General features: G+C 45.0%; 14 protein-coding genes. 8 read left to right on the top strand and 6 right to left on the bottom strand.

Features of this window, described 5'->3' with window-relative positions; translation table 11 throughout:
- The 8 genes from CLV36_RS17255 to CLV36_RS08345 form a co-directional block, all read left to right on the top strand.
- The coding region (locus tag CLV36_RS17255) for a hypothetical protein (protein WP_181352917.1) at positions 1–345 on the top strand (345 nt) is incomplete at its 5' end.
- Positions 346–755: 410 nt separating this feature from the next.
- On the top strand, positions 756–1,889 hold the full coding sequence (locus CLV36_RS08375; RefSeq protein ID WP_106342356.1) for a hypothetical protein: 1,134 nt from the start codon (positions 756–758) through the stop codon (positions 1,887–1,889).
- Positions 1,850–2,254: a CdiA family toxin C-terminal domain-containing protein gene (locus CLV36_RS08370; protein WP_106342355.1), complete on the top strand. Its 405-nt coding sequence runs from the start codon at positions 1,850–1,852 to the stop codon at positions 2,252–2,254. Before CLV36_RS08375 ends, CLV36_RS08370 begins: the two co-directional genes overlap by 40 nt.
- Before the next feature lie 22 nt (positions 2,255–2,276).
- Positions 2,277–2,663 (top strand): ribonuclease toxin immunity protein CdiI, encoded by a 387-nt coding sequence (cdiI, locus tag CLV36_RS08365; protein WP_102993398.1) that lies wholly within the window; start codon positions 2,277–2,279, stop codon positions 2,661–2,663.
- 212 nt (positions 2,664–2,875) lie between these two features.
- Positions 2,876–3,568, top strand: a complete 693-nt coding sequence (locus CLV36_RS08360; protein ID WP_102993397.1) for a hypothetical protein — start codon at positions 2,876–2,878, stop codon at positions 3,566–3,568.
- 326 nt (positions 3,569–3,894) lie between these two features.
- Positions 3,895–4,359, top strand: a complete 465-nt coding sequence (locus CLV36_RS08355) for a hypothetical protein (RefSeq protein ID WP_102993396.1) — start codon at positions 3,895–3,897, stop codon at positions 4,357–4,359.
- Between the two features lie 985 nt (positions 4,360–5,344).
- Positions 5,345–5,710: a beta/gamma crystallin-related protein gene (locus CLV36_RS08350; protein WP_106342354.1), complete on the top strand. Its 366-nt coding sequence runs from the start codon at positions 5,345–5,347 to the stop codon at positions 5,708–5,710.
- 998 nt (positions 5,711–6,708) lie between these two features.
- On the top strand, positions 6,709–7,341 hold the full coding sequence (locus CLV36_RS08345; RefSeq protein ID WP_102993393.1) for a DedA family protein: 633 nt from the start codon (positions 6,709–6,711) through the stop codon (positions 7,339–7,341).
- Positions 7,342–7,461: 120 nt separating this feature from the next.
- On the opposite strand, the gene CLV36_RS08340 is transcribed toward CLV36_RS08345, so the two are convergent.
- From CLV36_RS08340 to CLV36_RS08310, 6 genes are all read right to left on the bottom strand, one after another.
- Complete coding sequence (locus CLV36_RS08340; RefSeq protein WP_106342353.1) at positions 7,462–7,716, bottom strand: hypothetical protein; 255 nt, start codon at positions 7,714–7,716, stop codon at positions 7,462–7,464.
- Between the two features lie 304 nt (positions 7,717–8,020).
- Positions 8,021–9,184, bottom strand: coding sequence for a S8 family peptidase (locus CLV36_RS08335; protein WP_106342352.1), 1,164 nt, complete (start codon positions 9,182–9,184; stop codon positions 8,021–8,023).
- A 341-nt stretch (positions 9,185–9,525) separates the two neighbouring features.
- On the bottom strand, positions 9,526–10,080 hold the full coding sequence (locus CLV36_RS08330) for a DJ-1/PfpI family protein (protein ID WP_102993390.1): 555 nt from the start codon (positions 10,078–10,080) through the stop codon (positions 9,526–9,528).
- A 687-nt stretch (positions 10,081–10,767) separates the two neighbouring features.
- Positions 10,768–12,021: an MFS transporter gene (locus tag CLV36_RS08320; RefSeq protein ID WP_106342350.1), complete on the bottom strand. Its 1,254-nt coding sequence runs from the start codon at positions 12,019–12,021 to the stop codon at positions 10,768–10,770.
- Positions 12,022–12,043: 22 nt separating this feature from the next.
- Entirely contained in the window at positions 12,044–13,258 is a 1,215-nt protein-coding gene (locus CLV36_RS08315) for an ATP-grasp domain-containing protein (RefSeq protein WP_106342349.1), read from the bottom strand.
- Between the two features lie 9 nt (positions 13,259–13,267).
- Positions 13,268–14,503: an ATP-grasp domain-containing protein gene (locus CLV36_RS08310; RefSeq protein WP_181352915.1), complete on the bottom strand. Its 1,236-nt coding sequence runs from the start codon at positions 14,501–14,503 to the stop codon at positions 13,268–13,270.
- Positions 14,504–14,520: the final 17 nt, after the last annotated feature.

The following is a 14,520-nucleotide window of genomic DNA, read 5'->3' as shown; positions in this document are numbered from 1 at the left end:
TACGAAATTACGACGCTCAATAATCAATTGGATCGTATTTTGTCTGTTTTGGAGATTCCATTTGATCGATATCAGGTTGAAAAAAAGTTTGAGGAAGCTTGGGAATCCGAAGATCGATTTACGAATTTGGTCATTTCTCACCCTGAGGATAAAAACATTTTCTTGTTGTACCATATAGATTTTCATACTCCTGATTATGATTATGTCATTATTCGTGGGAAGAAAGAAAACAAAAAACAGATTCAAAAAGTGTTTGTAGAAGAATGGATGCGTACATCGGGACCGAAATATCCACCAGGTTTTGATATTGATGAGTATTTTAGTGATATGATTGAAAAAAAGTAAGCTTAATTGGTGCAATGATTAAAGAGAACAACTTGGATCTTCAGTGGTTTGAAATTAATGAAGAGAACGAATTAAGTTGATCGGGGCTTCTTACATTTGAAGCCCTTATTATTTTTATATAAGGGAGTTTCATAAACGGATGGTTAGTAACCATTAAGATGCACCAACTTTAGGACAGTTAATCTGGTTGCGAACGGACCCCTTTTTGATTAAATATGTGTTTTCTTACCTATTTCTTTGAAATAAATTGCAGCTAAGTTTTGAGGTAAGGTACGAATCAGTAAGTTGTAAAGAGTCACCAATGTGGGAATATATCATTGTAATCGCCTGTGGAGGGGCTCTTGCCATGTTGTTGAACCAAATCATCGCTTTCAGAAATGAAGGTAGTTTAGGGCGAAGGAGGAATATTGTTGTTTAAGGACAAGTGGAAGATAGCTACTATTCTATTTCTACTATTTGTCATAAATTTATATATACCCCATTTAACATTTGCGCAGACCCATCCATGGATGGCCTCAAAATCAGAGCAGATATTACTTGCAGATGGCATTGAATTACCAACGATTCCGAGCAATGACCCCATTGAGATACCAAAAGTAGAGATACCGAGTGATCCAATTGAGATACCAAAAGTAGAGATACCGAGTGATCCAATTGAGATACCTAAAGTGAAGATACCGGAAAATAAGGTTGAGGTGCCGAAGGCGGAAATTCCTAAAGCCCCGGTGCAAGAATCGACCGGTTTTATTGATCAACTATTGAAATGGCTGCAAAAGCAGTTGTCCTTGATTTTAGCGCTGCTGTGTCTGGGGCTGGGACTGTTTTTACTAAGTACCAACCCCCTTGTAGGCACTTCGATCGTGATGGGAATGGCGGTTAGCGGATTTGGTGCTTGGATGGCTGATAAGGATGTTTCTAGCATAGCCCAAGAGGCGTTAATTGGGGGAATCGCCGGTTTGATTGGATTAGGGGCCGGTGCGCTTGCCTTTCGGTTGATTGGGGGGAGAATCGCAACAATGGCTCCTCCGTGGCTAGGCAAATGGCTTCCGTTCGTCGGATCAGGTGGTGTGGCCGGAGTGGCGGACAGTGCATCCTTCGATTATATGCGTGATGGGAAGGTGGACTGGAAGAAAGCAGGACTTGCCGGATTATTAAGTGTTGCGATTGGGTTTGCTGGTTTGGGGGTTGCTCAATACGGAGGAAAACTCATTGGTCCTGCTGTTGTATCCAAAATCAATGATATTCCGTTAACGGCCGTTTCTGTTTTTAAGGATGGGACGACTTCTGCTCCGAAAACTGTTGGGGATACACCGTTTGGTGCTTGGTTGCAGAGGTTTGCTTCGAATGGTGGGAGTAAGGGAACGACGAGTGAAATTACTAAAGATATAGCGAACAAAGTTAAATTTAAAAAGGGTTATGATAAACATTTAATAGAGGTAGAAGGATTTAGAGCAAAGCCATCGATTGGAATAAAAGGTGGTCATAATCTAAGTAACTTTGAAAAATTCATTTTAGTGACCAAGTTACAGATATCAGTCAAGTAATTGTCTATAAAACACAGCATCCCAAGGTAAAAGGTATTTATGAGATCAAGTATAAATTACCAGTCTATGATGGCAAAAGTATGGCTAATGGCGGCAAGGGAAATTTTACAGGGAATTGGAAAGTATATAAGAACCCTAAAACGGTTTACGATCCAAACATAATATCTGATGAACAGATTTTAAAATTAGGTAAAGAAGCTATGGCAGAGGGAATCGATAGTAAAAGGATAAGTCTCGGTAAAGGTAGATCTCCTAGTGATACGGTTGAAGGTTTCGCAGAGATAAATGGAGAAAAGTTAAAGTTTATAGGTTTTAAAGACAAAAATACAGATGAGATTATTAACTTCTTTCCTGTGATTAATTAAACATATTAGGGGGCCTTAAGAAATGGAAAATGATGTTCTGATAATAGAAGACTTTGAGGAAAAAGTGGACGTTATGAGGTTTTATTATCAAGTAATAGGTGATGGTAAATTTTTACAAGCGTTGAATGAATTTAGGTTAGGACAGGGGTTTGGTATAGGTCCAGTTTGCTGTACCTTTGCTATGGATTATGAACCTTGGGAGGAAGGGTATTTTGGAGATAGTGGAGTGAATTTTAGTATACATCCTCCATTGGTTGAGATAGAGGAAAATGCAATTGTAGACTATGAAACATTTTATCAATATTTAAAAGAAGCAAGTGATAATTATTTAACCCGAAATCATCATGATAAAGATAAAGTTAAAGCTTACTTACAAGAAATTAAACATAAATTTGACATATCACAATGAAAGAACAGAGGTATAGCTTCAATCAAATAAAAAAATTAATTCAAACATTACTAGTGCAACAAAGCAACTAGTAAATGCCCAGCTAATAACAAAATTATCAAAGATGGAATGTGGGAAGAATTTTAAGCAAAGAATAGACTTCAAAGTCTAGAAGATACTGCCGGGAGATTTCCAGGTATGAAACTAAATTTCTCGGATGGGGTGACTAAGTCATGGTTATTTTAGATTTACCCGTAGCGGATTGGTGGTTTGAGGATGAGACTGAGATAACGGATTTTGTTGGACCCGAACGGGTGAGATCACTTATAAATATGTGTGAGAAATGTATTTCAATCTTGAAACGGTATGAATTATTATCTCCTTCAAAAATCCTTTTGTCTAAAAATTGGATATTCAATGAGAATGTAGGAGAACAAGTAAAGTGGCGACGAGTTCAAAAGGCAGACATTTCAATAGATTATCCTAGTCACAATGAGAATGAGTTAGCAACGTATTTTTTGGATTGGTTGAAGAAAGAACAAGGCGCGACCGGATACGTATATCCTTGTTCTCTTCAATTTGTTGGTGAAGGAAAACTTATAAATAAGGACGGTGTAAAACAGGGATTTGAGAATGTAGTAAGTATAAAAGCCATGTTTATTGGAGCATTAATAGTTGATGTCATAACGTATAGTACGGCGTGGTTGCCATATACGTTGGCAGGGGAGCCTCAACAAGAGATCTATGAATGGAATGCACCGAGGCTGGAAAAAGCACTTTATGAAATAGAAGCTGCGCTTGGAGTTGAACCGATTATAGATGATGCAAATGAGTTTTGTCACATTAACGGTTATCGATTGGATAATGCTAGAGATATTGACGGAGAGGTAATTCCAATAGATGAAAAGGGTCGTATCATAGGCTGAAATCTGGGGCGTGTCTGGCGAATAAAACTGGCGGATTTTCTTCAATGAGGGCCCGCTTGGTCAGTGGGGACGCTATTTTGCGGTCGCTGGTTTATTCATCAGGCACGCTCTATTAATGGAAGGAGCAATAAGTGTTGGGGGCATTTTATTGAAAAAAACTATTAAATACGTAGGATCTTGGGAGCAATGAAGGCAACAGAAGGCACGTTCTCTAGCAGTATGAGTGACTGGTTAAGAGGGAATGAGAGGGATTGAAAATGAGTTCTCTCTGGTTTGCCCACTTGCTAAATCTGTAGTCGAAATTGAGAAAGGAAGCAGCATGGCAGATGAAAAGTGATCATGAAGCAAATAAAGACTTATTTCAATACTGGCTAATGGAAATGGAGGATAGATTAGATGAATTAATTGAAAAGCTGCCGAAGGAGCTACAACTTAATTACAGTCCTGACTCATTATTGCGACTCGAAAGCTGGATATTGGAAAACTATGCTACTGTAGGAGATATATTAAAAGATAGTGAGAAGACGATGTTGGACTCATTGGCACGATATGTTGGGGAGGTATATCGTAGAAAGTTGAAGGGAAAGTGGAAGCTTTATTTAGATGAACCGGATAATGTGTTTTATGAGCTACCAGTCATCGTGGTTGAAACCGAATCAGTTCCACCAATTTGTCCATTAACAGAAGTCACAGCTAGTGTCGACCGTAGAAGAGGTGAGTATATTTATAATCTTTTTCGAAAGAAGATGAAACGAATGGAAGAAAAGCTCAATGAAGAACGAGGTCGGTAGATTTTAGTTGAATCCGAAAGAGAACCGGGTTTTTAGTAATTAGTAATTAGGCGTGGTCACACTTGACCAAATTTTAAGAGTTATTTTATTTTGGGTTAGGTTATTATTATCATATGAGTATTTATTAGGAGGTATTTTTTTGAAGTCATTGTACATTTACTTTTCTATTAATGCCGTTACTTATACGCTCAGTTTTTTTGAATAATGGAGATTTTAAAGTATTTACTAACGATGTATTTCTTGTATCCTCTGTTGTTTTTCTTACTTAATTTCAGGTGTTCTTACCCGCTAACTGGATTTCAATCATGGATATGTTAATCGAAGAAAACAGGCCCGATCAAGTGGACTGTATCTATTATTCGAGCTGGAATGAATTGTCCCATAAATACTCAAAGCCGGATAAAATGCTCTCCACTATCAACACTATGATGATGACCACGATGAGTAAGGCTTTTGCTATGTTAGACACTCTATATCACCTTTCCATTCAATCTGTCCAAATTACCCCAAACTGTTTAGAATTGATCCAAGTGCGATAATCGGCGCTCCTTCAGAAAATGGTTTGTTGCCGCTTCTTCCCCACCAAGTTGATTTGTCAGACACACCCTAAAAAAGTTGTTGAAGCTATTAAGAGAAATGAAAAAAAGGTATGAAGAGGACAGAATCATAGAGCAACACACCCAATCCTTGAACATCCTTGAACGATGCGAAGGGACAGTTCAAGGGTTGGGTGTTTTTATAAGAAGAATTTGCCGTTTACTGATATAAGTGAAGTGGATGAGTAGATAAAGGAGCAGGTTAATTATTTAATAAATGGAATGAAATATTTTCAGAAGATGAGATATTATGACTGTCACTGAGCAATGTGTTTTAGAACACATTGAATAAATGTTCTGTATTTTATAAAATTTGGATTAAGGAGGAGGGTTTACTTGGTTTGTTTTCCTCTTTTGACCATTAAAAAGTGTGATAGGAGGAATCAATCATGAAAATCTTCGGAAAATGGTTGGCGGTTTGCATGGCTGTGGTTACGGTGTTTTCCCTTGGGTTCAGTTCTGTGAGCGCTGCGGAGAGTACCGATGAAGTCAATACTAAGGCTTGTGTCAATGTCACTTTGTACGAGCATATCAATTATGGTGGTCGCACTTGGAGTGCGTGCGTTGACAGTGCGGGTTACAGAGGGGTTGGCTGGTTTAATGATATGGCCTCTTCTCTCAAGGTTTCCGGTGGATGTGTAAGAGTGTTTGAGCATGCTTATTGGGGCGGACGTTCGCTCAGATTCTGCCAAGGCAGTCCCGACTTGGGCAGCTGGGGCTTCAATGATATGCTCACTTCCTTGCGTGCCGACTAAGGAAAAAGTGGTATTCTAGTGCGTGTCTGATGGAAATAGGAGTGCGGCTCCCCAAATGGTTTCCCGTTCGCCTCATGTGACGAGGTGCTTGTCGGGGAAAAGGGTTATGCGCCGCTTCGATCCACTAGCTTGATTCGCCAGACATGCCCTAAGCTGAATGAGGTTCCTCCTCCTGATTTGACAGAAGGTTCTTACTCTTCTTGTGGTATAAGAGTAAGAACCTTTTGTCATGGGCTCGCTTGCTTGTAGGTTCTCTGGCCCACTTCGCTTGTTTCATAAGTTGCCTATGATATGTTGCGGCTATTTGTTAGAGTATGCGTTGTCACTTTGTTGCAATTCATTTCTTTTGATTTAATTGTATTTAAATGGAAGTTGAAATGGATGAAACCGATGATAAACTGAATGGGAAATAACCGCATTGCTTGAAAACTGTTAATTTGCTCGAAGAACATAATATCGTGGGAAAAAATTCATAAAAAGGAAAGGTGTTTAATTCTCCGCTTTTGGGTATTATGGTTTGGCAAGATAAATCATGACTGTTTCAAAATAACGGGACAACTGGATCAGTTCGGTTGCTAGGGCGTGTCTGATGAATAGGCCAGCGGCTCCAAAACCATTTTCTCATTCGCTTCACTTGTGCATCGGAGCTCCTCGAGAAAAGGTTTTTCCGCCGCTTCTTCCCCACCAACTTGATTTGCCAGACACACCTTAGAATAGGTTTTTTTGATTTGTTTAAGTAATATTTGCGTTTTTTAGTATGAATTTATTTGTTATATGTATTTGATGAGGAGGGAGCAGGACTTTTGCAGTGATTCCAGTTGGACGAAATAGGCCCCGGTTGGAGTCCACTTCACCAAAAGCGATAAAAAGGTTTGCCCATATTTCAGCGAACCCGGAAGAAGATTATCGGTTGTGATCTATGTGCGGAACCTTTACTCCGAAATAAATGAAAACAATAGACGATGCCAGTCAGTCATCATTAAGGAGCGCTACTTGAAATGAAGTTTATGGAATTGATTGAACAATTGTTCGCAGACTATGGTTACTGGGTTCTGTTGATCGGGTTGCCTCTGGATGCGATTGCTTTGCCGATTCCTCCGGGCAATACGACATTGACTTACACCGGCTTTTTGTCTTTCAAAGGGGTGCTGTCGTGGTTGCCGGCCATCGGAGCCGCCTATGCCGGGGCAGTATTGGGGATGACCGCCACTTATGCACTTGGTTATAAGCTGGGGGCGCCATTGGTTGAGCGCTATGGGAAATGGCTGTTTATAAAGCCGGAAAGCTTGGAGAAAACGCGGCAATCTTATCGTAAATACGGGAATAAATTGTTGCTCATCAGTTACTTTGTGCCTGGTATTCGCCAGTTTATCGGTTATTTTGTGGGAATCATCCGCATTCCGTACCGCACGTTTGCTTTGTATGCGTATCCGGGAGCTCTGATGTGGGTGATGGCGTTTTTTGCTATTGGATATGTTTTCGGTGAACAGTGGGAGGAAGTTTTTTTGTTGGTCGAAAAATATTTGAAATACTTGTTCATCGTTTTGGGGATTGCCGTGGCGGTATTTGCGCTGGTCAAATGGGGAACCCGCCTCAATCCGTCCAAACAGGTGGACAATGGGACAGAGTAAATGACAGTACAAGCAAATGAAGGGTGAACTCGTTTTGGGGCATGGTAACGAGAAAGGTTGCCGGGGATTGGAGGGGATGCGGAGAATGCCGGAACCATCCGTTTCGGCTTAGAAGTTAATTTAGCCCACCAGTCTGGCGATAAAGATGATTACCGCGATGACGGGAAGAATGAAGGCCCAGTATTCCATGCGGATGTAGAAAAACAAATGTTGGGGACCCAATTTGAATTCTTGTCCTGACTCCTTGTCCACAAACACCCGTTCAGCCGTTTTGCTGTTCAATCGTTTTCCCAAAAACCAAATAATGATGGCGGATAGGAAAAAGCCCACAGTGAGGGCGAGGTTTGCCGGCAAGGATTGTTCAGGAAACTTCAATCATTCGACGGTAAGGAATTGCAACGGAGCCACACACAATGCCACAATAGGAAGGATTAAAATACCCCATCCTCTCCAAACGATCATGCACTTGTTCCTCCTTCATCAAAGGTATAAAAGATATCATAGCATAAGTTGCTAATGTTTGGACTAAGCAAATGCGAAACAGCGGGTCGTAGGGAACCCGCTGTTTTGCTTGGATCACGTGTTTGGAGGAGTTGTTTGCGTTATCATTCAAGTGTGGTTTGGTTGGGAAGGAGATACCGTACTCTAACTAGAAAATGTCTGTTTCCACTATCCGTGCTTATTGTTTTACAGCGTTAGCGGCGTTGATGCGTCCGTGAGCCCAATCAGTGCCGGTACCGGGGATTTTGTCCGCGGTTCCTTCGATGGCTTGGCGAATTTCACTGGCGCTTTTGCCTTGGGATGCGAGCAATGCGGCTTCACCGGCGACCAACGGGGTAGCCATGGAGGTGCCGGACATCGCCTCATAACCACCACCAGGTACGGTGGAGAGAATATTCACTCCTGGAGCTGCTACGTCAACCCAGTCACCGTAGTTGGAGAAAGAAGCTTTTTTGTCGTTTTGGTCTGTGGCGGCAACAGCGATTGCTTCATCATACCGGCCGGGGTAGCTGGGAGCGCTGGTTGATTCATTGCCAGCCGCAGCCACAATCACGGCGCCTTTGCTGGCAGCGTACTTAACCGCATCTTCTAGAGTTTGGGAGCTTTGCGGTCCACCCAAACTCAAGCTGATGACTTGCGCACCGGCGTCAGCGGCGTGGGTGATGCCATTGGCGACTGAATCCCACGTGCCGGAACCGTTGGCATCCAAGACGCGCTCTGCCAAGATGGTTACTTCAGGAGCCATACCGGCAATCCCTTCGCCATTGTTGGTTTTGGCAGCGGTGATCCCGGCGCAATGGGTGCCGTGGCTGTTTTCGTCCATGGGATCGTTGTCATTGTCAATGAAGTCTTTCCCTTTTTCCACTTTGCCGGCCAGATCAGGATGATTGTAATCCACGCCGGTGTCCACGATGGCCACTTTCACTTGGTTGGAACCCTTCGTTACATCCCAAGCAGCTTCCGCCCCCACTTTTTGCGGAGCGTATTGTTGAGGATATTTGGGGTCGTTTGGGATGAAGGTGGCATGCACTTCGCCGTTGGGTTCAACATATTCGACGTTGGGGTTCTTTTTATAGGCTTTGATGGCTTCTTGGACACTTTGCCCTTTGTTCAGTTTGATCACTTGGTAACCCAATTTGGCATGTTTGGAGGCCACTTTGCCTTTGGCAGTCGCATGGATGGAAGCGGCTTTGGTTGAAGACGTGCCAGGTTTGAACTTAACGATGATTTCTTGCGGCATTTGGTCTTTGGCGACTGCGTGGGCTTGGGGAATGGCGGGCGATACGACCATCATGGTGCTCAGGGCCAAAGCGGTGACCACAGCAAATGGATGCTTAAACATCAGCTCATCCTTTCGTTATTGGATTAATATTCTACAAAATGAAAATAATCAAATTTTGTTACGAAAGTATTTCGGCAATTATGTGGTTTTGTGGAAGTTATTTCATTTAATTTAATGAACAAGGAATGTTTTTTACTATTATAAATGCTATATGTTGCTTTGTATTGCTTTATTTTTTAAATTATTTCCATTTTGGGGCAGGAGTTTTTTACAAGATATGCGGGCGAAATGGGAGAGGATTCTACAATGCATGCGAGGATGTATAAGAAAAGGGAACCGATTGGTTCCCTTGTTGTTAATGCTGCTCAGGTGTCGGACATGGCGCTGATCTGGTAGTGTGTTCAGCGCTTTTCTACCTGTTGGATGAATTCTCGCATCAAATCCGGCAAGTTGTTCCAAGCATGGCCGGAGATGAGATTGCCGTCCACGTGTACATGGTTTTCTACATAGGTAGCGCCTAAAGCTTCGATATCGGGCTTGCAGGCGGTATAAGCGGTCATGGATCTACCTTGGACCAGGTCTTTAACTGGAGCGAAGGAGATGCCCCCATGGCAAACAACCATGATCGGTTTGTTGTTTTCGAAAAACGGGCGCAAAATCCGACCGTAATCGGGATGGAGGCGGATGTATTCGGGAGCTCGCCCGCCTGGGATGATGAGTCCGTCATATTGGTTGGGATCAACCTCTGCGAAGGAGAGGGTGGCCGCCAAACCATACCCCTTTTTCTCGGTATAGGTTTCCCAAGCTTCAAAGTCGTGCACCACCGTGTGAATGGTTTTCTTGGTTGGTGCGGCAATATCTGTTTCATAGCCTTGTTCCAAACACCGGTAGTACGGATAATAAACTTCCAACGCTTCAACAGCGTCACCGGCGACAATCAGTATTTTTTTGGACATGGCTGGTCCCCCTTTTGCATTTGGTTGTGGGAGGTGAATTCCCCCTCATTTTTTTCACTCTCGGCGCATGGATGAAACGTCTTTTTTTAGCTGTTTTGCCCCATGGTCGAAAAGTGTTTCCGCCTGTCCGCGTTTTGTGTGCTTTTTGTGGATGGAAAAGATATAAACAGTGTAATCGGCCCTGGATTTGCACATGAAACAGGGGCGAGTCTTCTTGTTCATTTGATTAACATGGGGGACCAGATACTGTTTTACCGCTTGTAACAGATGCTTTTTACAAGAGTAAATCAATCGATTCACATCCTCTGCCCTCTAGAGTGCGTGTCTGATAAATGGGCGCTATCCGTCTATTTGAATGGCTAGACACGCTCTAGACGTTATCTCTCGAAGAAGGTTGAATGCGCGAGCCGGAAAGGGGAATGCAAGTGGGTTCCATGTCTGTTGTCTTTTTCAGGGCTTGAAGGAACGCTGTTTGGAGGGAAAGGCGCTGGTCATTCTCGCACATGGCGAATGGAAATCGGCCTAGTCTGCCGGTGGGCGGAAGCGGGCTGGAGAAGGAACATAAGCTCTGAAGGCCGCCAAAAGACGGCCTTATCGAGGTTTGCTACGCTTATTTGCCGTCACGTCTTCTTGGTTGTGATCAGGCCTGTGGAATGACGCGCAGAGGCAAGCGGATTGCCTCTCGGCTCAATCATTGGATACCGCCTTTCTTTGTTGTGTGTGAACGAGGCTGTCCGATTCAACTCGTCTTTTGCCCAACCACGTGCAGATGAGCGGAAACACCAATGTACCAGCCAATGCGTAGTAAGCCAATTTCAAGTCGATTTCCCCAATGTAACTCACCACCCAACAACTGACGATCGCCAACAAAAGGCTGAGCATGGAAATGGCTGTCATGGTGCGTCCGACATAATCAGGATGGACATAAGTAAACACGAGCGATTTGGACAAGACTTTCGTATTCCCCACAAACATGCCCAGTAGCAGGTAATAGAAAAAAGCCCACAATGTATTTGGTGACGCGGCAAACAGGTAGGTGGACAATGCGGTGAACAGAATTGACCCCAGCAACAAACCAGGCAAGCGCTTGCTATTGGCCAAGATGATGCAGATGGCAGCGGAAATCAAGCTACCAATCCCCGCTGCGGAATCGATGACTCCCAGCGTCAGTTCATTGCCGTTGATCAGATTGTAGTTGAACGGAGAGATCAGCACATTCATGGTCATCAGGTAAGGGAGGGAGATGGCTGAAGCCAAGCTGAAGTAAAACATTTTTTTGTGGTTGACGAGATAATCCCAGCCTTCCTTCATGTCGTTGAAATAGGCCGTCAAGGAAAGCGAAGCCGCTTGTGGGCGGTCGGCGTAGACTCTTTTCAACGGCATGAAGAGAGCGACGCCAAGCAGGTAAGTGGCCGCGGTGATGATCAGCGTCACATCGACGCCCCACATTTTCATAAACAGTCCCGCGAACAGCGCCGCTGACAGCAACCCCACTTGCCAAGCTGATTCGGTGAGCGACACGCCGTAAACGTATTCGTCTTCTTTCAGTATTTTTTTCAACATGCTTTCTGTGGTTGGAGCCAGAATATACCAAGCGATATAATTTAAGAAGACAGACAGATAAAACAGGGGCATGCTGAAAGCGCCCAGATAGGTGAGCAATGGCAAGGCACCGATGCACAGGAAGCGGAGTAGGTTGCACCAAATGGCGATGTTGGCGTTGTTGATCCGGTCGATTAATACGCCAGCGAAGGGGGAGAGAAACAGGGACGGCGTTAATTGCAGGATGAGCATATAGCCGATCGCAATGACTGAGCCAGTTGTTTTGGTCATGATGACGAGTGTGGCCAAGGTAAACATCCCTTCGCCGAGTAGCCCCACAAGCGTGGCTAAAAAGAAGAAGTTGAAATGTCTGTTTTTAAACACTTTTAGACGAGACATGCATGAACCACCTTCTCATTTTCTAGTCACATAAACGGGTAATCAATTTGTATTTCTCGATGGTCATCGCAATATCCCGCTCAATTTGCATGGGATCTAGGGACTTGTATCGGAAACGGCCACCGATCTTTAGATATCCGCCGTTCCCATCCAAGATCTGGCCGGGTTCGGGTAGGATCTGTTTGTACAAGGTACCGATGGTTTGGATCAGATCTGTTCGCTCTACCACTTCGCAAGGGGTTTCGGCCGGCTCCGGCACCATGAGGAAGCCTCCGTACCAAGACGAGTTTTTGATATGCAGGCCCTTAAACTGGTCCAGCTCGAGATCCACCCATTCTTTGACCAAGTCCAGCCCGTAGAGGTCTTTGAACAAAAAGGGAATCTCCCCTCCGCCGATTCTGGCTCCAATCTCCAGAAAGACCGGCTCGGAGTCGTGCCGCATGATGATCTCCAAATGGAAAATGCCGCGTTCAAGACCCAAGGCTTGGAGTACTTGTTTGGTAAACAGCGTGATGGTGTCGTTCTGTTCGCCTGGAGGCAGCATGACTGACCCAAGCGGCTGGCCATGGTTGAAATCCAGGCAGGTGTGGATATAGCGGGAGGGTCGGACGAATAGCAACTGTTGTTGATGAATCACACCGTCTACATGATAGATGGGGCCGTCCACATACTCCTCGCACTCGTAATCGGTGATGTCGATTGCCTGAAGGAGGCGGCGGAGGTCTGCTTCCGTGTCGACCTTATACACCCCTTGGCTCGCGGCGCCTGTCCGGGGTTTGAGGATCAGCGGGTAACCCACTTCCGCAGCGAAACGGATGGCCTCTTCACTGTCACGCAAGTCAAGAAAGCGGGGAACGGACAAACCTTTGGCGAGCAGGCGCTCCTTCATGCTCACCTTGTCTCGAAACAGTTTGACTTGCTCCCTGTCCACACCGGGGATACGAAAGCGAGAACGCAACTCGGCCGCTTGGATCAAATCAAATTCCGACAGGGCTAAGAGCCGGTCGATTTGCCCATGTTCATCGCTGATCGCCTGCATGGGACCCATCAATTGGCTTATATCTTCGAGATCGTCCACCACAAAGGTTTTTGTATGTTGTTTAATATGGCGGATACCCTCGCTACCAGCTTTATTCACAATGTAGAAGATGCGGTGTTGCTGGTGGTCTAACAAGCGATCATATGCGGCGAAGTCGTCATCCCAACGGTTGATCACCACGATGTTTTCCGCTTTCATCGGTTCCTCCTATTTTTTGGTGAGCTGCTTAAATTTGATTTGACGGTCGCCTTGCAACAAGGTTTCTTTCAGGCGATCATAGTCGTCGCCAACCACGGCAAAAAATCCGATTCTGCCCATGAAACTGTTCGCTTCTGGAATCTCCTGGCCTGTCGGGATGGTGAGGTTGCAGTCAATGAGGCCGTCAAGGGCGCGAAGTTGCTCCAACCCTTCCACCGTGTCGTAGCGTTTGAGATTTTCGCGAACGAAGAAGCGGACTCCCGCCACCCGCTGGGCGGTTTGCTCCGGCAGTGACAAAGGGTTGCCCAAGTAACTGTCTATCATCAGCTTGTACAGGTCGATCCCTTTGGCATGATAAATCAAATCGCAGATGTAATCTCCAGCCAAGCGAACCCCGATTTCGATCAAGACGGGCCCTGTTGACGTCAGGCGGATTTCAGCGTGGAATGGACCCATGTTGATGCCAAGTGCTTTGATGACTTGGCTTACGTAATGATGGATGTTCTTTTCGGCTTCTGCGTCCAAGGGAGCGCTGACGATATGGCCCACTTCCACAAAGTAAGGCTCCGGACCCAGCAGTTTTTCGGTGATGCTGAAATAGTGAATCGTTTCCCCTGCTACCAAGCCTTCCACACTGTATTCCGGCCCTTGCAAATATTCTTCAAGCAGCACATCCCCGCGCGCCGTCTGTTCCAAATCGTTAACCTCCATTTCTGCGATGCGCCGGTAGGCTTCTTCCAATTCCGAGTGGTTGTCCGCTTTTCGCACGTTGAAGCTTCCCGAGCAGTCGACCGGTTTGGCGACCAGGGGAAAGCCGACATACGCCGCCGCTGCTTCCAGTTCCTCTGCGTCAGTCACCAAGCGGTAGCGTGGGACACGCACTCCAGCATCGGCAAGGGCAGTTCGCATCAAATCCTTGTATCGCAGGTGATCGACCACTTCAGGATTTAATCCCGCATTGCCCAACAAGTGGTTAATCCGGTTACTCAGGGGGACATAATACTCAAATCCGGGAATGACCGCATCAATACCCAGTTCTTTATCCAGTTTCCATGCTAGGTCTATCACTGCCTGGTCGTCGTTTGTGTCAACGCGCTCAATCCGGTCGGCCAGTCGCAGAAACTCGGCGGGAATGATCCGTTCCCCTTGGTCATAGGTCAGAACAATCACGGTGTGGTTCAACTCTTTCGCTTTGGGGATCAGCTTCCATCCCGAAGAAACAGGCTCTAATATTACCACGTTCATTGCCTTTCTCATCCTTT

The organism is Laceyella sediminis (assembly GCF_003003125.1).
In the GTDB taxonomy this organism is placed as follows: Bacteria; Bacillota; Bacilli; order Thermoactinomycetales; family Thermoactinomycetaceae; genus Laceyella; species Laceyella tengchongensis.
The sequence above is the reverse complement of the archived record's forward strand: the minus strand, read 5'-3'. Positions and strand labels throughout refer to the sequence as shown.